Here is a 23,386-nt window from a genome sequence, read left to right on the forward strand (position 1 = left end):
TATAGGGTAGAAAATAATATATTTTATTCCCGAGATCAATGACTAAAACAGTTGGAGACAGGTGAAGCAATGAAATACGCTGTACTTATAGGAGACGGAATGGCTGATTACCCGATAGAGGAACTTGGTGGAAAGACCATTCTGCAGGCAGCCCGAACCCCTGCTATGGATTATATAGCAGCCCACGGAAAAGTCGGGCTTGCAAAAACCATACCTGAAGAATTCTCTCCCGGAAGCGATGTTGCAAATATGTCCATTCTCGGGTACGATCCGGCAGTGTATTATTCCGGTCGGGCCCCTCTGGAAGCTGGCAGCATGGGGGTTGCTCTTGCACCTGATGATGTGGCTTTCAGATGCAATCTTATAACTATTGAGCACGGAAGAATAAAAGATTACAGCGCAGGGCATATTAGCAGTGAGGAAGCCAGGATTCTCATTGAAACCCTTGATGCGGAACTCAGTACCGAAGAACTGAGCTTTTATCCGGGAATCAGCTACAGGCACTTGATGGTTGCCAGAAAGAATTTGGGAGCTGACACGGAATGTACTCCACCGCATGATATTACGGGAAAGAAGATTGAAGAATATCTGCCCGAAGGAAAGGATGGTGATTTCTTTTCCGACATTATAAAAAAATCTATGATTGTTCTTGAGATGCATCCGGTTAATCTGAAAAGGATTGAAGAAGGTAAAAATCCTGCAAACTCTATATGGGTCTGGGGTCAGGGGTATGCTCCAAAGTTTACTCCGTTTCAGGAACTGTATGGGAAAACCGGGGCGATTATTTCGGCAGTCGATCTCCTGAAAGGCATTGGAGTTTATGCAGGTCTGGATGTAATTGAGGTTGAGGGAGCAACAGGTTATCTGGACACTAATTATGAAGGAAAAACCAGCGCTGCGATCGAAATCCTGAAAGCCAGGGACCTTGTTTTCGTCCATGTAGAGGCTCCGGATGAAGCCGGTCATGAAGGAAGTATTGACAAAAAATTAAAAGCTGTCGAGGATTTCGATAACCGAATAGTGGCTCCAATCCTTAAGCATGCTCAGGCTTCAGACGAACCTTTTACAATTCTCATACTGCCCGATCATCCAACTCCGATTTCCGTAAAGACCCACACTCGAGACCCCATTCCCTTTGCAGTCTACAGAACTGACAACACGGATTCTGATGGGATTGATGGGATACAGACCTTTGATGAGGACTCGGCTAAAAAAGGTTCTTTGGGACTTGTGAAAGCATCGGACCTGGTAAAAATGCTTGTAACGGCAAAATAACTGACATTCCATTATTCTTTATTTAGTGTTCCTATTTGTCCAGCTTTCTATAAATTTACCGGAAATCCCTGCTTCGGGTTTTCGGATTTTTTCTTTTATCATTCAGGTTCTTTTTGTACTACGCTTTTGTTAAATTGTTCAGGAAAATGTATATATCCTTTCTCAATATATTCAGAATAGCACATAAAAGTCTGTGTTATCATTTTAATTTAGGGGGTATTTTAATATGAGATGGCCTATGAGAAGAACATTTTCAGGACCTGCACGCTGGGATCCATTTGAAGAGATAAGAAGGACGCAGGAACGCCTCAACCAGTTGTTTGAAGATTTTATGCCAATGGAAGAATGGGGAGGCGGAAGAGTCTACACGCCTGCTGTCGACATTCAGGAAGAAGAAGACAAACTTGTAGTCACCACCGACCTGCCTGGTATTGATAAAGAGGATGTCCAAATTAATCTCAGAGAAGATATGCTTGAGATCAGTGCAAAGACCGGGAAGGAAAAAGAGACTGAAGAAGAAGGATATCTGCGCCGGGAAAGGGCATACACGCAATTTTACAGGGCAATCCGTCTGCCTGCAAGCGTTAAGGAAGAGGGAAGCACCGCGAAAATGGAAAATGGCGTCCTGACAATAACGCTGCCAAAACTGCAACTGGAAGAGCCGGCAAAGAAAATAGCTATCGAGTAATCTTTCAGAATGAAAACAATCCTGAATACAGGGTGAAATTGCAGGTTTTACCTACAATTCTTACTTTTTTCAACTATCATATTAAATTGTCAGGTTTATCCCAGCCCAGAATTCAATTTTTGATTCTTATGCAGGATAATTCACTGAGTATCCGCCTGTTTTTTCTTAATAGCTCAATGCAAGAGGTTCTCAATCTGATTCTCAATTTTCATCTCATGATCTCATTCTATTATTTTTTCTGGACATATCCTTACTATAATTTTCGAAATCAGAGCACGGCTCCACATGAATTGAGAAGTGACCGTTTTTTCCACAGGTCTCCTTTAATCGATCTTCTATCCGCGTTGAGATTTCATGTGCATCCACGATACTCAAATCCCGGTCAACCTCAATATGGACATCTGCGGCCATGGCATTCCCTATTTTTCGGGTTTTTAGCTCATGGAAACCTAGAACGCCTTCAGTAGAAATCAGAATCTCTTCAATGTTTTTATAAGTTTCCGAGTCGAGCGAAGCTTCTAACAGTTCGTTCAGGTTTTTATAGGATATATCAAATGCCACTTTTAAGATAAAGAAACTCAATACTACTGCGGCTATCGGATCGAGCACAACCCACTTCCCTCCCAGAAGAATAGCACCACCTATTCCGATCATAGTTCCTATAGAAGAGAAGGCATCCGAACGGTGGTGCCAGGCGTTTGCTATAAGGGCGTCGCTCTTGAGTTCCCTGGCAGATACCATAGTATAACGGTAGAGCCATTCTTTTAACACAATTGAGAGAATTGCCGCAAGAAGCGCAATCAAACTTGGAGCGGGCAACGTTTCTCCCCGGAAAAATGCAAGAATCTTATCAAGCCCGCCCCAAAAAATTCCAAATGCCACCACAGCAAGGACGAGCCCGATGAATACAGCAGCCAGAGTCTCAATTTTTCCGTGCCCGTAGTTATGCGTACTGTCCCCGGGTTTTGTAGCAACCCTTAAACCCACTATTACCGCAATGTCAGTCACGAAGTCGGATAGAGAATGAACTGCATCAGCAATCATTGCCGAGCTGTTTCCCGCAATTCCTGCCACAAATTTAAAACCTGTCAATAAAAAATTGACTGCAATAGTAGCTTTTGTTACGTAAGCTGCCCTGGAATATCTGGTATTCTCATTCTCCTCATAATCAAAAAAACTGTCTTTACTTATATTGCCAGTGTCTTCCATAATTTCTCATATCATCTTGATTATTTGAACAGATTTGAGATATTATATTTCAATATGTATTCTATACTATTTGACGAGAGCATAAAAATTAGCGATCATTAGATATAAGTTTATCTTTCAACGATTAAGAAGTTTACAAGGCTTCCTATTGCTTTTTACAGACAAATATGACTCCAATATTAAAGAAATCTTGTAAAAAATAATGCTTACTTTATGAATTGGTAACTTCTTACAGACCTCCATAAATGTTACTATGTTAAAAAAAATTATACCTGTATATCTCTTAAGCTAGTCTCTTTGCCAGTTGGAGGCCGAAATTTACAGTGTTACATAAATTTATTTATCTGATTATCCCTTTCCAGTCACTTTTTTATTTCCGCATCCAGGCGAACAGCCCATCTGGATTTTCAGCTATAGTGTGGGAATCTGTACTTTATTTCCTTGACTCTCTCTTCTCCTTCTTTTTCTCCAACTTCGTCAGGAAATTCTTTACTTTTCAGGGCTTCAGCCTGCGCAATCTCAGGGTGCTGTTTCAGAAATTCAGTTGAATATTCAGTAAGTCCCTTTGCTGCCGATTGAAATGTTTTATCTATCTCGTCCCTGCTGAACTGCCCATGGTAAAGAAGAAGCTGAGTTACTTTTTGCCTGGTAGCTTGAGGTTCGTTTTCATAGTCCAGGGAGTAGTACAGTTTGCTTATAATGACTCTTAAACTCCGAAGTCGACTTAGTTCGTTATCTTTCAGGTCAAAAGGACTTTTATCCTTTATCTTTTTTATAATCTCGTTCAGGTCATACTGGCTCATGTTTAACACTCCTATAGAATTTGATTTGAAAACAGATAAAGGCTCTTAAAGCGTCCGGAAAAAGATATTATTGGTAAGTAAGGTAAGTAAAAATTTATGTAAAAATTAGAAAGTTGTGTAAACTAGAATTCACTGTAAACTGAAAAAATAAGAATTCAGAATAAGTGAAAAGCGCGGCATCAGGAAATTGTTCTCATCATCTTTTGCTCAGCTGGGGTAACTCTCATCATCGCCGCAAGAACCAGTATATCGGTGGTCTTATTTATGGTTACTGCCTTTACTGCTGCAAATTATTGATTTAATGGATTATTTCCTGTATCTGACGGAACAACATTCAATTGCTTTTATTTATTTAAAGATCTTGAGGAAGACACTTGAAATTCGAAGCCATAGCCGTTGAGAATATTCCCCTAATACATGCCGGGGACAACCTGCCCTCGATTATTTGCGAGAATATCGAACTTCAAGACAGGGACATTGTTATCGCTGCCTCGACCGTTGTTGCTAAAGCTGAAGGGGAGATCTTCAAGCTTGAGGATATTACCCCAGGGAAGACGGCATTTGAGGTCGCAGCCCGGACCGGAAAAGATGCGAGGTTCATTCAGGCTGTACTTTCCCGAAGCAGGGAAGTTCTTGTGGAAAAGCCCTTTATGCTTGTGACGACTCTCGCAGGGCATACCTGTGTAAACGCAGGAATTGATGATTCGAATATTGAGGGCGGATTTTTGCTCTATCCACCGAAAAATCCGGATGTCAGTGCTTCAGTGCTAGGTCAGGAGCTCGAAAAGCTTAGCGGAAGAAAGTTAAGTGTCATTGTCACGGACACAAACGGGAGGGCTTTCAAGATAGGACAGACCGGCGCTGCCATAGGAATTTATAAAGTAAAACCTGTAAAGCGCTGGATAGGGGAAAAAGACCTTTTTGGAAAACTTCTCGAAATCACAGAAGAAGCGATTGCCGATGAACTTGCAGGCGCTGCAAACCTTCTGATGGGCGAAGGGGCGGGTGGGATTCCTGTGGTTGTTATTCGCGGGCTTGATCATTATTGTGAGGAGGAGACTTCTATAAAAGAAATATATCGCCCTGAAGAATATGACGTAATTAAAAAAGGGCTTCGCTGTCTGCAAAAAAAAGAGTTGAATTGAGAAGGGAAAAGCTTCAGAACTCAGGTACCGGTTTCAAAGATATGAGAACTTCTGCTTTAAAGAGTTCAGCAGTATTATATGATTCGACTCTTTTCTGAAACAATTTGCTGCAGGCTATGAGGCTCAATAGTAATAATTCAATAATATTAAGACCGGATCATGGTTAGAATCATTTTGAACCTTTCCGGGGCTTGGAGTGAATGGGGTTCACTGGCAGGCATTATAATCATATCTCCTTTCTCCAGAACATTCTTATTCCCGGATATGGTAATTTCTGCCTTCCCATCTATTACCTGAACCATAGCGTCGAAGGGGGCAGTATGCTCACTCAGTCCTTCTCCTTTATCGAAAGCAAATATGGTCACTGTCCCGGTGCCCTTACGGATAATCTCTTTGCTTACAACGGCTCCGTTCTGATACTCAATTAAATCTTCTACCCTTATCGGCCTGGCCTTTAATTCTTGAGACATCGGTTCACCTCTTATCCTTACTCCTTAGTTCATATAGCCTATCCAGTCACCTGACGATGTTCTCAGGGAGTGAAGTGCAATAATTCCCGGTTCCATACTGTTTCTTTCATTGTTCTGGATAATGAGTACATGAGGCTGCTGAATCCTGTAAGTTATTTTCCGCCTGAAATCTCATGTTTCAACTCAAAAGATATATATTCCACTTCCACACCCGCATCCCTGAAAAACTTTAGTGAATCGGTGTCAGGATAGAGAGTTGCATATACAACTCTTTTGATGTTTGAGTTGATAATCATTTTCGTGCAAAGAATACATGGCTGGTGTGTACAGTAGATAGTTGCTCCTGCTATACTTACCCCATGGATTGCAGCCTGGATAATTGCATTCTGTTCCGCATGTACTGCCCTGCACTTTTCGTGCCTCGTGCCTGAAGGGATATTTTCCAGATCCCGGATACATCCGACTTCAAGGCAGTGTTCCATGCCGCTTGGTGCACCATTATATCCGGTTGAGAGAATCCGTTTATCCCGGACGATCACAGCTCCCACATTATTTCGGAGGCAGGTAGCCCGTTTGCCTACGACAAAGGCTATTTCAAGGAAGTATTCGTCAAGGGAAGGTCTTTCTATCATTATTTTTAATGAACAGTAACTGGTATATATAGCTGTGACGTTAGAACATGTGCCATTTTTAACAGTTAATTTTAAGTGGAATGAATTAACGGTGTATAGAAAAAAATTGGTTTACGGGGAAGAATTAATATAATCTGTGAGAATACAGGATTAAAACAAATTAACTTATTAATAATATTAACGTATTTATATTATTGAAACATCCAGAACGTTGTCCCCCTTACCTGAATCCGAATAGCCAGGATAAGTTCAAGATCATCAAACAATCTGATTATAACTCTGATTGTAAACCTGATTATAAATCTATATACAAATTTCGTGTTCTGGATTATACATCCGGACTATATATCCGGGTGTGATGAGCTATTCGGACAGATCTAATGAAATAATAGATGCATGCATCCGGAGTATTAAATTATGGCAACAGGGTTGACCGAATTTTTAGATAATTTCGTGAAGAGTCACGATAATCGCCAGTTGCTGGCATTACCCCTGGCAGTACTTGCAGTTTCCTTATTAATACTGCTGGTTTCCTTTGTAAGCAGTGGGACGCCGGTAAACCTGGGAATGGAATTCCAGGGCGGTACCCAGATTTCGGTAGAAACAGCTGACTCTCCTGCAATGCTTGAAGAAACATATTCTTCTTATCCCTTGACAGACGCCCGACAGGCCGGAAGCAGGGTTATCATGCAGTTCGGGGTTATGGACAATGAACAGCAGCAAGAACTCGAAAATGATATTATGGGCAGTTATCAGCATGTCGAGATCCGGCAGGTTGGACCAATCTACGGCCGTGACCTGCAGGTTCAGGCTGTTCAGGCTATGATTATTTCCTTTATAGGGATGTCTATTGTAGTATTCCTGATCTTTCGAACCCTGATACCTTCCTTTGCAGTGATACTATCGGCATTTTCCGATATCATGATTGCTGCTGCTTTCATGAACATTGCAGGGATAGACCTCTCCCTGGGAACACTTGCCGCCCTGCTCATGCTTATAGGTTATTCTGTAGATAGTGACATTCTGCTCACAAACAGAGTAATTAAACGCCGGGGCACAATAGATGAGAAAATTTCCCGAGCTATGCACACAGGTATTACCATGACCACTACAACCCTTGCAGCACTTGCGGTCATGTACTTAGTCTCGACTTTCTCCTACCTTGTAATTCCCTCATTCACACAGATTACTCTGCTTTCGCAGATCTCAATAGTGCTGATTGCAGGGCTTATTGCAGATATGATGAATACCTGGCTCCTGAACACGGGAATTTTACGCTGGTACGTAACGAAGCCCGAATTCAGAGGGAGGTATAATAGATGAGTGATAAAAAAGCCCTTTTTAAAAATACAAGAGTTATCATCTTCACCCTTCTCCTGCTTGGTTCTATAGTGGCTATCCATCCAAGCTATACTCCCGGAGAAGGGATAACTACTAACCTTAACTTCGGGCTTGATCTGGAAGGCGGATCCTGGCTTCAGATTAAACTGGAAGGAGCGGTTGCCCAGGTAGATGCAGACGCCGGAGAGCTTGTGAGTGAGATGGTCGGGCCTATAATTGGAGCACCTATTGAGGTCACAAGTAATAACCTTAATATGGGCGGCTCAGATGCTACAGGTAAATCTATAACTTTTACTACATCTGCTCCGGTTAGCTCACCCCAACTTGAGTCTCTGGAACTGGGTACTGTAAGCGTGGACAAACTGAGCGATACCCAGACTCAGGTAACTATCTCTGACACCAGTAAGGAATCATTGATTAAGGCCTATCTCTCAAAATCCCTTGATGCCGAGGTAGTCCCATTCGATACTGAGAGTGGAATAGTTTATGAGATCAGGACTGCAGTTTCCCAACAACAGCTTGAGGCTCTTATGCAGGAAGTCGGGGGCTCGATTGTCAATGACGAAAATGGAGCTACAACTTATAAAGAAGGAGTTACCAGCGAGACAAGGGATCTGACAAGAGACATTCTTAATGACAAACTCAACTCGCTTGGCCTGAAAGATATCCCTGTCAGGACTGTAGGAGAAGACTATATTCTCATCGATTTTGCAGGCATTGATCTGGCAACTGCCAAGGAAATCGCCGAAAAACCAGGAAAGTTTGAGATCCGGATCCAGACAACAGGAAATGAAACTCAACACGTGCTTTATGGCGATTCTATCGCAAGTGTGGGAATTCCGAGTTTCCATGACGGGCAGTGGCACACTCCCTTTACCCTTAAAGAAGACGGAGCCCGGACACTCCAGAAAGTCGCACTCGAAACGGGGGCAATCGACAATCCGGAGGAACATTACCTGAACATGTATCTGGATGAGGTTCAGATTTATGGGGCTCCTCTGAGTCCGGAAGCAGCCGAGAAATTGAGAGAGGGTCCAATATATTCCTGGGAAGCTTCCACAGGCACGGATGAGGCTGCCAAAACCGAGGCTGAAGCCCTTCAGATTCACCTCAGAGCAGGGGCTCTTCCGGTAAATGTGGTGCTTGTAGGTTCAGGGCATGTAGACGCAGGGCTCGGGTCCCAGTTCAAAACCGCAGCCGTAATTACAGGTATCATGTCCTTGATTGCAGTAGCAGCCGTGGTCTATTTCAGGTACAAGAGACCTGAAATCCTGGTGCCCATGGTAGGGACCTCTGTCAGTGAAGTCATTATGATCCTTGGAGTTGCATCACTTATAGGCTGGCAGCTTGACCTGGCATCAATTGCAGGTATTATCGCTGCCATAGGTACAGGGATTGACCACCTTGTAATTATTACGGACGAGGTACTCTACGAAGGCAAGCTTCCTCCAACGAAGGTTTTCGCTTCCAGGTTAGGAAAGGCTTTCTCAATCATTTTAGGAGCAGCCGCTACAGTTATTATCGCCATGTCCCCTCTGGTCATAATGGGCTTCGGCTCTTTGAAAGGTTTTGCCATCACAACCATCATTGGTGTCTTGATTGGTGTGATTATTGCAAGGCCGGTCTACGGTGTAATAATCAAGGAGCTTCTCCATGTAGATGAGAGAGGAAACGGAAATATAACCGAGTAAGTATTGAGGAAAAATAAAGACCCTCAAAGTAATATTCAAAAACTGAAAAACAAGGTGGAAGGTATGCAGGATCTCTGGACTTTGAAATACAGGGCAGGCACCCTGAAGGAAATGCTTGGAAACGAACATGCCGTTGCCACGCTTTCCGAACTGACACAGTCAGGAACTCTGCCCCACCTCATTTTATACGGTCCTGAAAACTCCGGAAAAACGACAGCTTCTCTTGCTCTAGCCAGGCAGCTCTATGGAAGTACCTGGAAAAATAATTTTGCATATTTTAATGCTTCGGACTTCTTTGACCAGGGGAAGCGTTATCTTGTCCGGGATAAGCGTTTCGTGCGTATGCTGGGCACTGATGACCCCAAAAAAATCTATAAAAGCGTAATTGATATTTTTAAGCAAGTTATCAATGAGTATGCAGGAATGGCTTCAATTGATGCTGATTATAAGTTAATCTATATCGATAATGCCGAGTCTCTTAATTCGGATGCACAGCATGCCCTCAGGCGAATTATGGAGAAGTACAGTGCAACATGCAGGTTTATCCTTTCCACTACCAAGCCTTCCAAACTTATTGCTCCGCTCCGCTCAAGAGGTCTCCAAATTTTTTTCACATATGTTCCTGATTCCGTGTTGAAAGCCCATCTTGAGAACATCGGGTGTGCTGAAAAGTTACAGCTTTCGGAAGGCGCATTAGATGCAATTCTTTATTCTGCGCAGGGAAACGTTGCAAAAGCTGTGCAGACCCTGCAGCTTGTCTCCATGCTTGCGCCCGGCTCAGTCGTTACTGATGAGATAGTATTTGAAGCTACTAAAAGCAGAGACGAAAATCTCGATAATCTGCTTTCTGCGGCTCTTGGAGGAGATTTCTCCAGAGGGCGGCAGCTTATCGACGAGATGATAGTCGAAAAGGGGTTGTCAGGAATTGAAATTCTCGAAGGGCTTTCCGAAGCTCTCGCAGATTCGGGAGAAACGGATGAAGATGTTGCTCGCCTTATTGTGAAAATCTCCGAAACCGACGCTCGCCTTAAAGACGCAGCCAATGATAGAATCCAGCTAGAAAAACTCATTTCTAATTTCTCTTAATTTTTACAACTCTAATTTCTCTCAATTTTTACAGGCTCAGGCCATTTCCCTTCTACCCACTCTTCAACACTCGTTTTCAAAATCTCCTATATATATGCTTCCGTCTAGAGTTCTTTACAAACCGAAAATTATATATATCAAACTTCTTTAATTAAAATCGGCGTAGTAAAATATATATACTATTAGCTTTTATCTTTTATTGTAGATAGGCCAGAAACTCAGGTTTCTCAGGAGTTAAGGGGCTCCACTATACTTCTTAAGGAATGTACGGATCCAGTTTCAGATATCCCGAGTGGTATACCGTACTTTCTGAGATGGTATCGAGCCCGGATTCCCTCGAGCAGAAGCCGAATCGGGTCTGTCAGACAAATCCACAAATCCCTCCATTGCTCCCTGAATAGCTCCCTCTTTCAGGGAAGCCACATTTATAGGCAGAATAGAATCCTGATATGCGCTCGAAAAGGGGAACATTCTGCTTTAATTTAAAAAAGATTGTCTGCCTGAACTTCCTCTTCAGGCAGGCATTTGTTTTAATGTGTTTTTCAATTTATTTCTCAGTACTTGTAGTGCTTTACCGAGTGATAGAGAATCACAACAAAGAAAGCAACTATTACCAGCAAGAAACTGAAGAAACCAACCGGGTCCCAGAGAAAGCCTATTCCTGCCCCTCCTTCTTCCCAGGAAACCAGCACGGCTCCCTGGAGCACTGTGGGAATAACCACACAGGCGAAGGCAAGCACGAAAATAAACACAATATCAAAGATCTCTGTAATAATGCCTTTTTCTGCCATTTCTTCAGCCTCCTCTCAGTCATAGTACTTGAACTCAAACATATGGTTCTTTATCGATTGGCGTACACTCAGGCAGCCAACTGTTTCAATTCCTATCACAAGACCTACGAAGATTATGTAGAGATAGAAGAAGTTCCCGGAAATTTCCCAGGTTTCTGAAAGTACCTTGTAAAGGACAAACCCTTCTACGCCTACAAGCAGGAGAAGCATACCTATAATTAAGCCTGTATCCCCGTTGAGCTTGCTATAATACTTACTTTCCATTGCCTGGTTACTCGTCTCCAACACTCATCGCCTCCTTTCCTATCCTTGCATTCTCCGAACCTCTGGGCAGGGGCCATCCCATTTCAGCCCAGTTATTTTCTGCATTTGAACTCCTGTGCCTGTGGCTGAAGTAGAAATACGCGATACCATAGAACACAAAGGCAAAGATCAGGTTATACTTGTAGCCCCAGAACAGCGTTGAGAGAATTGTTATTGCGATTGCGATTGCAAAGTATGCAATATACGGCTGGAGAGGGCCCACGAAAGGTCTGACCTTGCTTGTGGTCTCAGGGAAGAGGTTCCTGAAGCGGATTAATGAGAAAGGAATCAATACGTAACAGAGCAGTCCCGAGATAATGGAGAAGGTAATAACCTGATCCAGAAAACCGCTAAAGGCAAATCCGATCGCTACAGGCATCGTGAAGATTACAGCCCGGTATGGGGTGTTATATCTTGGATGTACTGCCGAAAACCACGAGGACACATACTTATCCCTTGACAGAGCGAACCACGAGCGTGAGGAGTCACACACGCAACCGTTTGCACTGGCAACGCAGGTTAGAAATGTCCCAAGTCCAAGCAGAGCAATAAATATAAACACTTCGCTGTTCTGAGCCGCTTCAAAAAGCGGATACACGGAAACTCCCAGAAGGTCTGTAGGAATCAGCACTGCACAGAGGTAGAGAGTCATTGCTGCTCCAATCAGCAGGGTGATCATACCTGCCTGCTGTCCAAGAGGCACCGCTCTTGAGGGATGCTTGCACTCTTCAGCGCACATTGCCGCTCCTTCTATCCCGAGGTAGAACCAGGGTCCAAACTGCAAGGCTGCAAAGAGACCTATCATTCCATTTGGAAGAGCACCCTGGAATAGATATTCAGGATGGATATTAACGGTTCCAAAGGCAGTTGCAAAGAAGAAAGCCACTATTGCAATAAAAGCAATCATGGTCAGGAAAAAATTCAGTGTCAGGGCTGCAACTACACCCCGGTAGTTAATGAAGGTCAGAAGTGCTATGACAAGCAGCGTCACAGGAAAAACCTGTAGCTCCGGAAAGATGCTCTGTGCAATAAATGCGACGACAATAGCATCTGCCGCTTCAAGGGCTATATATTCCATATACACTGCAAGTCCCACACTGGCAGCCGCTCCGGGTCCGATAAATAATCTTGCCCAGTCGTAAGGTCCTCCTGCAAGTTTTGTTGATGATCCGAGTTCACTTGCGCATAGGGAAATCGCAACATACATGGTTCCTGCAACCAGCATGGCAAGCATGGAACCCAGAATACCTCCCTTTGCAACCGTAAAGTTCCAGCCCATGTATTCTCCGACCAGCACAATACCGACTCCGAGAGCCCATATATGGAAAGGTCGCAGAGTCTTTACTAAGCTGGTAGATTCATGTTCAGACATCCCGCTCAGCCCCTTCCTTTTGAAACCTTACTGGCATCCAGTAAGACCCAGCCCATCAATGCGAAAGCCAGGAGATATATAAGTCCGTTTATAATAGTCCACAAATCCATTTTGATATCCCCTTTTATATATTATAAATAATTATATTCGTTCCACTATACATGGAAAAAAATTCTATATGAATCGTAATTGGTCCTTATAATAGTTTCGCCCGAGTTTTTAAAAAAAATTAGTCAGCGAGATACTCGCTGACCTTCAGTATAGTCAGTAAGACTTCAGATTTGAATTTTCGGCTCAGAATACAAGTCCGAGCTCTTCGAGCTTCTTTCTTGCTCCGTCGTAAACCTGCACGTATTCTTCAGTTGGGGTTACAGTCTTTACGTCGTAGCATTCCTGGAAGGTCTTTCCTGCGGGTGCAGTTGCGTAGTTCTTCTCATAAAGCGGCACAAGAGCGTCAAGAATCTTGTTAACCTCTGAGATTTCCATGCCTGAAGTTGCCCTTGCCACTTCACCCATCATTCTGGCTTCCATACCTGTGGTCTTGTCGGTCACGACACCCTTTGCGGCGGCTACACCTGAGAGGATTTCCCTGCCTGATGCCGTGTCAGTTATGGACTGGGCTGAGGCCTCAAGCAGGCACATTTCTGTGCACGGACCTGCACAGGGGTAGTACTGGTTGCCTGAAAGGATATCCGTAAACTCAGAAATTGTTGCACATGCCCAGCCTGCAATCGTCAGGGTTTCCCTTGTGTTGGTTGAGCCCCAGCGTATGTGAACAGGACCATCAAGGTGCCAGCTTGCGCTGCTCATGAGAACGGCGTTGATGTGGGTTGCAATGTCGACTATTGTGGTTTCTTCAATGCCGCCTGCATATCCACCGAAGATTGGCATCTGTTCGTCCATGATGATGTCGCTGTTTCCTTTGTAGTGGGCAATAACGGCGATTGCATCCAGGTCGATCTTGAGTTCGTTGAGTTGCGAGACTTCGTGGCTGTCTGAGGAAACCTGGCCGCCATAGCAGTCAGATGCGATATTTCCCTGAGCGGACAGGGAAGTCTCTGGGCCCTATATGCCCATACCTGGGCGGCCTGCGATTGCGCATGCCTGCTTAATCAGTCGGGTCTCTGTCTTTGCGGCAAGGACTTCATAGGGGCTGCCAGGGATAGGAGATTTGCCGCGGACAGAAGTCATGACACCATCTACAATTGTGTCGACTTCCCTTTCCAGGGCATAGCTCATATGAACAGGCATAAATACGTCTTCTGAAATCGGAGAACCTGTAGGACCTCCCTGGATTATGGGTTTTCTCTTGTCCGCAACATTTCTCTTTTTTACATTTACGGAATCCCTGCCTGTACCTAGCACGAATTCCTTCTGCACATTGTTAATTGCATCCCAGATTTCGTCTTCGGTGTATTTTACGACTCTTTTTGTGTCGGTACAGTAGATACCGCATTCAAGCAGCATGTCAAAGCCTGCGTGGAAGAGTTTTTCCATCATGTCCTTGTCTGTTGGGACAAACTCTCCCTTGAAGTCAAGCCCATACTTCTGCTTGAGTTCCATTGCCTTCATCGGAATCCTCATAAGATCCCAATCATCCTGGGTACACTTCTCGCCTACTTTCGCCCTGTCATAAAAGTCAAAGCAGTCAAATGATTTTCTAAATGTCATATTCTTTTGCCTCCCAGGATTATTTCATTACTTCAAGTGCTACTTTTGCCGCCTCGGCAGCGTTCTCTGCAGTAGCGTCTGCACCAATCTCGTCAATCCATTTCTTGGATACAGGCGCTCCTCCGAACATGCACTTTACGCTGTCCCTGAGGTTTTCTTCCCTGAGCATGTCCATCAGGTCTTTCTGGCCGAGCATGGAGGTGGTCATAAGGGCTGAGCCAACAAGAATAATTTTCTGCCCTTTGTGCTTTGCAGCCTCTTCTACAACGGCTTCATTAAGGACGTCAACTCCAAGGTCGAGGATTTTAAAGCCGTTTGCTCCGAGCATGGTGCTAACAAGTCTGTGTCCGATGTCGTGGATATCTCCTTCTGCAACGAAAGTGATTGCAAGTCCTACTTCATCTCCTTCCTGCTTGTTCTTTTCAAGTTCAGGGGTAAGGATTTCCATCGCATTGCTCATAGCTTTTCCAGACATCATAATCTGGGGCAGAAAAACCTCGGCTGCTTCGAACTTGTCACCGATAATCTTCATTCCAACAGAAAGACCCTTTGTAATAATATCAATAGCTGGAATTCCTGCATCAAGGGCTTCCTGGGTTAATTGTGCAACGCCTGCGACGTTCTGATTTACGATTGCGTCGCGTAACTTATCAAACATCTCTTGGTCTGCCATTTTTGTAAACCTCCACTGAGATTCGCTGTTTTGCGCAGTAGCTTTGGGTTGTACAATGTCTTCAGACAACTCTTCTCGTAAAGGCTTTATACTTGAGTACAGACCCAAGCTCCGCTAACTAAAAAGAGCATTTGCATGGGGTTCTCAATTTATGGTCAGATCCCTGCTGCCTTATATTTTTCAGCCATTAGGCGCGGGGAAACACCTTCACGAATTTTAGAATTGTCTTTAGCTGAAATTATCCACTGCCATTTGCCATTTTATCCGATAAGGCTCGGATTTTTTGTGAATAACTTCTACTCTCCTGACATTGTTACGGGGGAATTTATTTGCTGAACTGCAAATCTGTTTCCCAGTCGAATTAGACTCATATCCCAAATTTCCCAACAGTATACCTGATGGGACTGCTGGAATTGCCCTGAATGTCCAGACTCAATTCCTAAGTAAAGATTGAAATTCTAGTATATAAACAGATACTATATTTATTGACAATATATAACTGTAAAAAGCTCTGAATAAGATATTTCGGAAATTTATACTTCAAGAACTGAGGTTTTTTCCCTATTCCTTTCCTCGAAGTCTCAGATCAGGGCATGAAAGCAAAAAGTATAAATACTAGAATTTTTAATTACTGCGATTTACTTCAATATATGTAGACTCCGGCTTTGAAATTCAGGTGCTGCAAATCTTTCTAAGAGTAAATCTTTAAGTAGCAGACTTGATGTGGGCAGGATATCGGATTTCTCCGGAAAATGCAGGATTGGACGAGTGAGAACAAGCCGGACACGAAGCAACTTTCTGAAAAATTGCTAAAAAAATTAGACCGGCTTTGAGGCCGGCGATATGTCTCTTTTAATCCAGTACACTGCCAGTATACGAATACTCTCAGTATCTGGATATGTTCAATAGTATTTTCAGTACGTGTGGCTTTTTGCGCACTCAACCATTTTCTGAAGGTTGGCTGTAGGAGTCATACTGACAATTCCGCAACCAACTGTGAGTATCCCGACACCTGCGTCGAGTACCTTCTTTGAAGCTTCTGCGACATCCTCAGGAGTCCCGTTCCAGAGCACGGCTACAGGGTCAAGGTTTCCGACAATGATGGCATTTTCCACATTCCCTGTTGCGGTCTTGATGTCTACTCTCTGGTCGACACTGATGGCGTTAACTCCGGTTTTATCCATGATTCCGAGGCCGTTGGTTGTGTTTCCGCAGATATGAAGGACAGTAGCTACATCGAGTTCTTTCATTGCGTCAACAATTTTCTTCTGGTAAGGAAGGGCATATTTCTCATAGAATTCCCCGCCGATCAGCTCATAGCTTGCGGTTGGGTCAATAATGGCTATGGTATCTGCCCCGTTCTCAACCATTGCTTTTGCATATGCCACATTGAAGTCTGCGCAGAAATCCAGAAGCGCGGGGACAATTTCCTCTCCTGTGAATATATTTCCGAACCAGGCATCTCCGTTAATGTGCTGGGCTAGCGAGAAAGGCCCTATCATGGACCCTATCACAGGGAGCTCTTTTCCATATTTGTCGGAAAGAATCTTAATCGCTTCCAGGATTAAACCGATTCTACCTTCTTTCAGGTTGTAATTCCTTATCTTCTCCAGATCTTCCATGTTTTTAACGCTGTGCTTGATCACTGACGGCTGCTGTTTCAGGTCGCCAGCCTTGATTCCGCAGCCAAAAAGTTCGGCTTCAGCCGTTATGTCAAAGGGAACTCTGACAGCTTCAAAACCTACTACAGTGTGCGCTGCTTCCGCAAGAGTTGCCATTTTCTCTGCGTCGGCATGGGCTTCTGGCCAGTAGGCTCCGCAAGCTTCCATCTGTTCAACAGTTGCAGTCTGAGTGAAACAGACAGCTGGCATCCGGTCCACCTGTTGTTTCCTTAATGCACGGTATAATCTTTCTTTTGGGGTATATTGTGTCATCTATAATCCCTCTCTAAGTTATATAGACAGAACTAAATTCAAAAATCCATACTATAAATAAATATGTATTTTTATTTTTTAATTAAAGAATACATTATAAAAAGCTGTTAATTAAATAGCCGGGATAAGCTGAAAATTTTCTCAAGACAAGTAAATTTGTTTTATTTTCACCTGCCGGACAATAAACTTAAAATAGCTTGTGATTTCCTATTTTACGATGTTTTTATCAATTGTCTAGAGCTGAAACCGATTGTTGCCTGGAAACTAAGGAACGCAAAAGAGAATCAGTTTTATTACTTTTTGTCTTTGATAAAGCAGGCAGTGGAATGCCTGATGGCAGGAAAGCCAGTATTATCGGCTGACAGACTAAAGAAAGGGACCTATATGAGCCAGTATCCGCAATGGTATTATGATGAATTCAAACAGATAGGGGTGGATTATACAGATCTCGAAGAAGCACAGGCTTATGATCTACGTATGCAGGCATTAAGAGATACTGAAAATGAAGCTAACAATCTTCGAGAGCTTCTCGGAATCAAGAATACGGATCGAATTCTTGAAATTGGGACAGGAACAGGAGAGCTGGCACTCAAGCTTTCAGAACACTGTAAAAAGATTGTAGCTATTGATGTTTCAAAAACTATGGTAGAGTTTGCAAAGATGAAAGCTGAAAGCCAGAACAAAAAAAGTATACAGTTTTATACGGCCGGCTTTTTAACATATGAACACTGCACCGAACCTTTTGACGTGATTATTACTCAGCTAGCTTTACACCATCTCCCAGACTACTGGAAGCTGATAGCATTAAGAAGAGTCTATGGAATGTTGAGAGAAGGTGGGAAATTCTATTTGCTTGATGTTGTGTTTCCTTCACAGATCCGGGATTATGACAGTTATTTTAATAAAATTATAACTAACCTCAGGGAAACTGCAGGGAATGAGCTCGCCGAAGAAACAGAAACCCACATAAGAGAAGAATTTTCAACGCTGGATTGGATTATGGAGGGCCTTCTTAAAAGTGCTGGGTTTTACATTGAATCTGTTAATTATGATGGGTTTATGGCAGGTTATCTTTGCAGAAAATGATATGTTCGGCAAATAGCAGTTTTGGCAAATAACAGTAGTCTGATATTTGTCAGTTGTTTGATAACCAGTTATCAGTATCTTCTAGCAACGATTAGTAATAGTTTATATAATTCATAAGTTCTAAAATTATTACATTCTTTTCCCTATTGCTGTTGAATTAGATTACAGCAAAATTAAAATTGTCATATCCCAGCCTTTTATGGGGCAGTCCAGGCTGCCGGACGCCTCAAAACGTCATACTTTCCCGGAGGAACTGAAAAATGTATGGAATAGCACTTGATCTGGGCACCAGTGGTTTTAGAGCCCAGCTTATCAATCTTGAAACGAAAGAAACCTTAAAGACGGTCATAACTATGGGACACCCCCTCCCTGGGGGAAATGTTATGGACCATCTGGATTTTGCAATTACAACAGGCGAGGACGTAGCTCATGCAGTAATTCTTGAAACCATCAGGAGGATGTTCCTGCGGTTCGATATTGATCTTTCCGGGGTGAAACGGCTGGCAGTCTGTGGAAACCCTATTCAATTATCCCTTTTCCAGAATATCGAAATAAGGGATCTGGCTTATGCAGGAGAAAACAAGCAGAGAATGCTTGGGGTCCAGAATGTAAAAAGGGATGCCCGTGTCTTTCCTGCCTCCGAGATCTTCGGGGAAAAAGATCTGCCCAACTGTGAAGTTATTGTGCCCCCTGCAATCAAACATGAGATCGGAGCTGACGCCCTGGCTATGATGCTTGAAACCGACTTCCTTACCCAGCCCGAACCTTCACTTGTAACGGACTATGGTACAAATGCCGAAATGGCTCTGAAGATCGGGGACAGGATTATCACGGCAAGTGCGGCAGCAGGACCTGCAATTGAGGGTCAGGGCATAAGTTCAGGCATGCTTGCAAGCCCGGGCGCGATTTGCGATGTAAAGCCTGCTGAAGGGCAGCACTGGCGAATTATGGTACTTGATAGGGAAATGGAAAAACAAAACGCTTACCTCATTCACCCGGTCACAGGGGAGATAAAAGAGTCCTATGGTTACGAGGCAGCAGGAATCACCGGCACAGGCGTTATCTCGGCCTTTGCCCTTGCACTTAAAAGCGGGCTCATCGAAAAACCTCCAAACCTCCCTAACGGAAAGTTGATTCTCGGCCCAGGAATTGAGATCACTGAGAAGGATGTAGAAGAAGCCGGAAAAGCTATCGGTGCAATCCGGGCTGCCCATATGACCCTTATCATCGAATCCGGGATTAAGTATGAGGATCTGGAGTATGCATATATGTCAGGAGCCTCTGGAGCTTATGTAGATGCTGAAGACGCCCGCAGGCTCGGCGCTGTGCCGGGATTTGCAAAAAGAATCGTCCAGTTCGGGAATACGTCGCTTGCGCTTGCCCGTGAACTTGTGATGGATAAATCAAGGCTGGATGATGTAGTGAGGATCGCAAGGAAAATTACTGCCGATCATCTCATGATGGCGACCAGCGATACCTTCAACAATTTTTACCTCTGTGAGCTTTCCTACTGGACCATGGGAATGCCCCTTGAGATGTACAACCAGATGCTTGAGCTCTACGGCCTGCCTTCCCTCCCTAAGACTCTTGAGCATGCTAGCATCGAAAAGCGGGTTCGCAAAGATATCGAACAGGTAGGACCAGGTGGGCTTTCCATCCTCAAAGAAATAGGCATAATCCTTGAAGTCCTTGTGGAAAAATGCATTTATTGTAAAAAATGCGTAAAAGAATGCCCTGAAAAAGCCTTGGAAATCGTAGAAATAGATGGCCAAAGGATCGCAAAATACGACAGCCAGAAATGCCTCGGTACAAGCTGCCGCCGATGTATTGCTATCTGTCCCGAAAATGCTATTGACATAACGAAACTGAAAATTACAGCAAAATAACCCCTGGTGGAAATTAATTCCCACCAATTTTTGTTTTCTCCACCCTGCGTGCATGAAAGCAAAGCACAATTTTACGCTAATCACGCCGCTTTGTCGGTTTAGATAAAGCATTAGTTTTTGATTAAACCTTTTTAAAAAAGTTTGCGCCGGTTTATCACCCACAAGAGAGGGTTTTCGCTCAAGCCTTTTTTGAAAAGGTTTGCGGTCAAGGATTTTTTGAAAAGGCTTGTGACCATGCCGCTGAGTCTTTCTCATAAATAAGCTCTCTTGAGCGAAGTGGAAAGGGCCCATCCTCCTGGGACGGAACTCAGGTTCAACAATTATAAATAAGAGTATGTTTTTTCTTAAAGTTTTGACCAATAAACATATATATCAAACAACATTATTTTATATAACTAATAAACATAAATATACAGGAAGCAAAACGCTTTGTTAAACCTATTTTGTCTAGGAGGAAACCTGATCATGTAGATCGAATGGACTCTAAATCCGTTCAGCCGGGTTAGATTCCCGGGGTTTCCGCCATATTTCTGAATCCCGGAATGGCATTCATAACATTCCATTGAAATGTTTTATAAAATCTGGAGATTTCTTCCAGCACTTATAAATTGTTTCTATTACTTGGGATCGCTTTTATTTTCCGGGTAGCTGTCAGCAAATTCCTGACTCCTTGCTTATATTCAATAAGCCGGGATTCTGAAATACTGTTTCTTGGAGATCATCCGGGCTTTTAATTCACCAGGGGTGACACTATGGATAAAAAACCATTAGATGTTCTAATATCTGCTACCGGGCTCTGGATGTCCAGAACTGGCACGCTCCATAAAATCAGACATCATGAGGTCTCAAAGAGAAAAATATACATTGAAATGGCGTGTGGAGACCGACTTGTTGTTAATAATTCGAAGAGTTGTCGAACAGCCAGAGCCTTCAGGCATCACAAGTACAGGAAAACCTGCAAGCATTGTAAGGTTTCGGACGAGGATATTACCAATTTCCTCACAAAATCAACTGAGAGTAAAACCAGTGTGAAAGTTAAGGTGGTTCCTGCTACGAAAACCAGAAAAGCCCTGCCGAAATCAGTCTCAAGGGCTCCCAAACCTCTGGAGAATCCTGCTTCGGTACAGGCATCGACGAGTGCATCCGCGCCTGTGAAACCAGTTTCAAATTCGTCTGCTTCTGCACTTACGCGAAGCCAGCTTGATAGGGTTGAGACTCTCTCAAGTCCGGAAGATCAAATTTCTCTGAATGCGGCAAAGTCTTTCAGGGAACTTGAATCCGAACTACTGGTAAGAAGAAAAAGTGACTTGCAGCGGATCTATTCCGATGAGAGGGAAAATTATCTGGGAAAACTCGAACGCGATATTACGAAATTTTTCGTGGACAGGGGATTTCTGGAAGTCAAGTCGCCTATCCTTATCCCGGCAGAATATGTCGAGAGAATGGGCATTGACAGCGATAGTGAGCTTTCAAAGCAGGTGTTTCGGGTAGACAAGAACCTCTGCTTGAGGCCAATGCTTGCCCCAAACCTTTACAACTATCTGAGGAAGCTTGATAAGGTTTTGCCTGATCCTGTAAAGATTTTTGAGATCGGGCCCTGTTATCGAAAAGAATCTGACGGCAAAGAGCACCTGGAGGAATTCACCATGCTGAATTTCTGTCAGATGGGCTCGGGCTGTACTCGGGAAAATCTTGAAGCCCTGATAAGGGAGTTTCTGGAATACCTGGAAATCGATTTCGAAATCGTAGGAGATTCCTGTATGGTTTATGGGGATACCCTGGACGTAATGCATGGGAATCTGGAGCTCTCATCGGCGGTTGTCGGCCCAATCCCTCTGGACCGCGAATGGGGCATTGATAAGCCCTGGATAGGCGCAGGTTTCGGGCTTGAGCGCCTGCTCAAGGTCATGCATGGCTTTAAAAATATTAAAAGAGCAGCAAGATCCGAATCTTATTATAACGGGATTTCGACCAGCCTGTAAGCTGGAAAATTCGCTAAGGTAACCTTGAGCGGCTAAAAACAGATTGAGATATTAGAACGGCAACATTTGAATGGCAAAAAGAATGGCAATATTGAACCGCAAAATAGAATAGCAGTATTGAATGGCAAAAAGTAGAATGAAATCTAGAATAGCAATTTCAATGGCAATATTAAATGGCAAATCTGGATGGTAAAAACTCGAAATGTCAAAAAAGGCTAAGTAACGAGATTGAAATGGCAATTCGGTCTCAATAAAGCCGGAATAAATATCAGGAAATTTATGAGAGGGTGAAATTTTGATCCAAAAAATGGCACTTGACGAATTTGGCAGGCTAGGAGAAAGAATCATTGAAGGTTATCAGTTGTCGGATGAGGACCTGAGGGCTCTTCTTTCCCTTGAATCCGAAGAAGACCTGGAAAGACTCTATTCCGCAGCGCGAAGAGTAAGAGATCATTATTTTGGCAACAGAGTATTCCTTAATTGTTTCATCTATTTCTCCACTTACTGTAAAAATCAATGCTCTTTTTGCTACTATAACTGTAGAAACGAGATCAATAGGTATCGTTTGACCATAGATGAAATAAAAGAAACCTGCAAATCCCTGAAAGGCGCAGGTTTCCATATGATTGACCTGACCATGGGAGAAGATCCCTATTACCATGAAGACCCTGACCGGTTCGTTGAGCTTGTCCATATAGTAAAAGAGGAGCTGGGGCTTCCTATAATGATTTCTCCAGGCTTAATGGATAATACCACTCTTCTCAAAGCCAGGGAGAAAGGAGCAAACTTCCTGGCTCTTTACCAGGAAACCTATGATACTGAACTCTATCAGAAACTCCGGGTTGGGCAGTCATTCAATGGACGTGTCAATGCACGCCTTTTTGCGAAGGAACAGGGATACTGTGTAGAAGACGGCATACTCACAGGCGTTGGAAACGATATCGAATCTACCATCCTTTCCTTAAGAGGAATGAGCACGAACGATCCTGATATGGTCCGGGTTATGACCTTCCTGCCCCAGGAAGGAACTCCGCTTGAGGGTTTCAGGGACAAATCAAATCTCTCGGAGCTGAAAATTATATCGGTTCTCAGGTTACTGTTTCCGAAACGCCTTATCCCTGCCTCCCTTGACCTGGAAGGCATTGACGGCATGGTTCACCGCTTAAATGCAGGGGCAAACATTGTTACTTCAATTCTTCCTCCGGATTCCAGACTGGAAGGTGTTGCAAACTACGACCGCGATCTTGAAGAACGGGATCGGGATATAAATAGCGTAGTTCGCAGGCTCGAAACTATGGGTATGGAACCTGCAAGGCAGGCTGAATTTGAAGCAGTCCTGGGGTGCTAG

The 23,386-nt window shown here is 43.6% G+C and carries 19 protein-coding genes and 1 pseudogene; 10 read left to right on the forward strand and 10 right to left on the reverse strand.

The features are described 5' to 3' along the window. Window positions 1-69: 69 nt before the first annotated feature. Both EQO05_RS01995 and EQO05_RS02000 read left to right on the forward strand, forming a co-directional pair. Complete coding sequence (locus EQO05_RS01995) at window positions 70-1,275, forward strand: cofactor-independent phosphoglycerate mutase (RefSeq protein WP_128503289.1); 1,206 nt, start codon at window positions 70-72, stop codon at window positions 1,273-1,275. A 226-nt stretch (window positions 1,276-1,501) separates the two neighbouring features. Next, the gene (locus EQO05_RS02000; protein ID WP_128503290.1) at window positions 1,502-1,963 is read left to right on the forward strand and encodes an Hsp20/alpha crystallin family protein; all 462 of its coding nucleotides are present in this window, start codon (window positions 1,502-1,504) and stop codon (window positions 1,961-1,963) included. Between the two features lie 213 nt (window positions 1,964-2,176). Here EQO05_RS02000 and EQO05_RS02005 read toward each other — a convergent pair whose 3' ends face one another. Continuing rightward, window positions 2,177-3,172, reverse strand: a complete 996-nt coding sequence (locus EQO05_RS02005; protein WP_128503292.1) for a cation diffusion facilitator family transporter — start codon at window positions 3,170-3,172, stop codon at window positions 2,177-2,179. A 407-nt stretch (window positions 3,173-3,579) separates the two neighbouring features. Beyond that, entirely contained in the window at window positions 3,580-3,975 is a 396-nt protein-coding gene (locus EQO05_RS02010) for a hypothetical protein (RefSeq protein ID WP_128503294.1), read from the reverse strand. Window positions 3,976-4,349: 374 nt separating this feature from the next. Here EQO05_RS02010 and EQO05_RS02015 point away from each other — a divergent pair, with 374 nt between their 5' ends. After that, window positions 4,350-5,120, forward strand: coding sequence for a coenzyme F420-0:L-glutamate ligase (locus tag EQO05_RS02015; RefSeq protein ID WP_128503296.1), 771 nt, complete (start codon window positions 4,350-4,352; stop codon window positions 5,118-5,120). Between the two features lie 146 nt (window positions 5,121-5,266). On the opposite strand, the gene EQO05_RS02020 is transcribed toward EQO05_RS02015, so the two are convergent. Together EQO05_RS02020 and EQO05_RS02025 are read right to left on the reverse strand one after the other, a co-directional pair. After that, entirely contained in the window at window positions 5,267-5,590 is a 324-nt protein-coding gene (locus tag EQO05_RS02020; protein ID WP_128503298.1) for a cupin domain-containing protein, read from the reverse strand. Window positions 5,591-5,742: 152 nt separating this feature from the next. After that, complete coding sequence (locus EQO05_RS02025) at window positions 5,743-6,222, reverse strand: cytidine/deoxycytidylate deaminase family protein (protein WP_128503299.1); 480 nt, start codon at window positions 6,220-6,222, stop codon at window positions 5,743-5,745. 417 nt (window positions 6,223-6,639) lie between these two features. On the opposite strand from EQO05_RS02025, the gene EQO05_RS02030 reads away from it, so the two are divergent. The 3 genes from EQO05_RS02030 (at window position 6,640) to EQO05_RS02040 (ending at window position 10,340) form a co-directional block, all read left to right on the forward strand. Further along, complete coding sequence (locus tag EQO05_RS02030; protein ID WP_128503301.1) at window positions 6,640-7,545, forward strand: protein translocase subunit SecF; 906 nt, start codon at window positions 6,640-6,642, stop codon at window positions 7,543-7,545. Continuing rightward, window positions 7,542-9,254: a preprotein translocase subunit SecD gene (locus EQO05_RS02035; RefSeq protein ID WP_128503303.1), complete on the forward strand. Its 1,713-nt coding sequence runs from the start codon at window positions 7,542-7,544 to the stop codon at window positions 9,252-9,254. The genes EQO05_RS02030 and EQO05_RS02035 overlap by 4 nt, the downstream gene beginning before the upstream one ends. A 63-nt stretch (window positions 9,255-9,317) precedes the next feature. Further along, entirely contained in the window at window positions 9,318-10,340 is a 1,023-nt protein-coding gene (locus EQO05_RS02040) for an AAA family ATPase (protein WP_128503305.1), read from the forward strand. 554 nt (window positions 10,341-10,894) lie between these two features. Here the strand turns inward: EQO05_RS02040 and EQO05_RS02050 are convergent. From EQO05_RS02050 to mtbA, 6 genes and pseudogenes are all read right to left on the reverse strand, one after another. Further along, on the reverse strand, window positions 10,895-11,131 hold the full coding sequence (locus EQO05_RS02050; protein ID WP_128503309.1) for an efflux RND transporter permease subunit: 237 nt from the start codon (window positions 11,129-11,131) through the stop codon (window positions 10,895-10,897). 15 nt (window positions 11,132-11,146) lie between these two features. Continuing rightward, window positions 11,147-11,416, reverse strand: coding sequence for a monomethylamine permease (locus tag EQO05_RS02055; RefSeq protein ID WP_128503310.1), 270 nt, complete (start codon window positions 11,414-11,416; stop codon window positions 11,147-11,149). Next, window positions 11,403-12,806 (reverse strand): APC family permease, encoded by a 1,404-nt coding sequence (locus EQO05_RS02060; RefSeq protein WP_128503312.1) that lies wholly within the window; start codon window positions 12,804-12,806, stop codon window positions 11,403-11,405. The genes EQO05_RS02055 and EQO05_RS02060 overlap by 14 nt, the downstream gene beginning before the upstream one ends. Window positions 12,807-13,100: 294 nt before the next feature. Then, window positions 13,101-14,477: pseudogene (locus EQO05_RS02065) on the reverse strand (monomethylamine:corrinoid methyltransferase). A 19-nt stretch (window positions 14,478-14,496) separates the two neighbouring features. After that, complete coding sequence (locus tag EQO05_RS02070; protein ID WP_128503314.1) at window positions 14,497-15,150, reverse strand: methyltransferase cognate corrinoid protein; 654 nt, start codon at window positions 15,148-15,150, stop codon at window positions 14,497-14,499. A 914-nt stretch (window positions 15,151-16,064) separates the two neighbouring features. Beyond that, the gene (gene mtbA, locus EQO05_RS02075; RefSeq protein ID WP_128503316.1) at window positions 16,065-17,084 is read right to left on the reverse strand and encodes a methylcobamide:CoM methyltransferase MtbA; all 1,020 of its coding nucleotides are present in this window, start codon (window positions 17,082-17,084) and stop codon (window positions 16,065-16,067) included. Between the two features lie 333 nt (window positions 17,085-17,417). Between mtbA and EQO05_RS02080 the strand changes: the two genes are divergently transcribed. The 4 genes from EQO05_RS02080 (at window position 17,418) to pylB (ending at window position 23,386) form a co-directional block, all read left to right on the forward strand. Further along, window positions 17,418-18,170: a class I SAM-dependent methyltransferase gene (locus EQO05_RS02080; RefSeq protein ID WP_240664282.1), complete on the forward strand. Its 753-nt coding sequence runs from the start codon at window positions 17,418-17,420 to the stop codon at window positions 18,168-18,170. Window positions 18,171-18,430: 260 nt separating this feature from the next. Further along, window positions 18,431-20,056: a methylamine methyltransferase corrinoid protein reductive activase gene (locus EQO05_RS02085; RefSeq protein WP_128503318.1), complete on the forward strand. Its 1,626-nt coding sequence runs from the start codon at window positions 18,431-18,433 to the stop codon at window positions 20,054-20,056. A 752-nt stretch (window positions 20,057-20,808) separates the two neighbouring features. Further along, complete coding sequence (gene pylS / locus EQO05_RS02090; protein WP_128503320.1) at window positions 20,809-22,038, forward strand: pyrrolysine--tRNA(Pyl) ligase; 1,230 nt, start codon at window positions 20,809-20,811, stop codon at window positions 22,036-22,038. Between the two features lie 295 nt (window positions 22,039-22,333). Then, on the forward strand, window positions 22,334-23,386 hold the full coding sequence (gene pylB / locus EQO05_RS02095; protein WP_128503321.1) for a methylornithine synthase PylB: 1,053 nt from the start codon (window positions 22,334-22,336) through the stop codon (window positions 23,384-23,386).

Source organism: Methanosarcina sp. MSH10X1, assembly GCF_004099695.1.
Lineage (GTDB): Archaea > Halobacteriota > Methanosarcinia > Methanosarcinales > Methanosarcinaceae > Methanosarcina.

Excerpts from the sequence above, each read along its gene's own strand:
- EQO05_RS02080 (WP_240664282.1), top strand. The coding sequence starts at position 17,418 with ATGGCAGGAAAGCCAGTATTATCGGCTGACAGACTAAAGAAAGGGACC.
- EQO05_RS02060 (WP_128503312.1), bottom strand. The coding sequence starts at position 12,806 with ATGTCTGAACATGAATCTACCAGCTTAGTAAAGACTCTGCGACCTTTC.
- EQO05_RS02005 (WP_128503292.1), bottom strand. The coding sequence starts at position 3,172 with ATGGAAGACACTGGCAATATAAGTAAAGACAGTTTTTTTGATTATGAG.
- EQO05_RS02040 (WP_128503305.1), top strand. The coding sequence starts at position 9,318 with ATGCAGGATCTCTGGACTTTGAAATACAGGGCAGGCACCCTGAAGGAA.
- mtbA (WP_128503316.1), bottom strand. The coding sequence starts at position 17,084 with ATGACACAATATACCCCAAAAGAAAGATTATACCGTGCATTAAGGAAA.
- EQO05_RS02070 (WP_128503314.1), bottom strand. The coding sequence starts at position 15,150 with ATGGCAGACCAAGAGATGTTTGATAAGTTACGCGACGCAATCGTAAAT.
- EQO05_RS02000 (WP_128503290.1), top strand. The coding sequence starts at position 1,502 with ATGAGATGGCCTATGAGAAGAACATTTTCAGGACCTGCACGCTGGGAT.
- pylS (WP_128503320.1), top strand. The coding sequence starts at position 20,809 with ATGGATAAAAAACCATTAGATGTTCTAATATCTGCTACCGGGCTCTGG.
- EQO05_RS02025 (WP_128503299.1), bottom strand. The coding sequence starts at position 6,222 with ATGATAGAAAGACCTTCCCTTGACGAATACTTCCTTGAAATAGCCTTT.
- EQO05_RS02050 (WP_128503309.1), bottom strand. The coding sequence starts at position 11,131 with ATGGCAGAAAAAGGCATTATTACAGAGATCTTTGATATTGTGTTTATT.
- EQO05_RS02010 (WP_128503294.1), bottom strand. The coding sequence starts at position 3,975 with ATGAGCCAGTATGACCTGAACGAGATTATAAAAAAGATAAAGGATAAA.
- EQO05_RS01995 (WP_128503289.1), top strand. The coding sequence starts at position 70 with ATGAAATACGCTGTACTTATAGGAGACGGAATGGCTGATTACCCGATA.
- EQO05_RS02085 (WP_128503318.1), top strand. The coding sequence starts at position 18,431 with ATGTATGGAATAGCACTTGATCTGGGCACCAGTGGTTTTAGAGCCCAG.
- EQO05_RS02030 (WP_128503301.1), top strand. The coding sequence starts at position 6,640 with ATGGCAACAGGGTTGACCGAATTTTTAGATAATTTCGTGAAGAGTCAC.
- EQO05_RS02020 (WP_128503298.1), bottom strand. The coding sequence starts at position 5,590 with ATGTCTCAAGAATTAAAGGCCAGGCCGATAAGGGTAGAAGATTTAATT.
- EQO05_RS02035 (WP_128503303.1), top strand. The coding sequence starts at position 7,542 with ATGAGTGATAAAAAAGCCCTTTTTAAAAATACAAGAGTTATCATCTTC.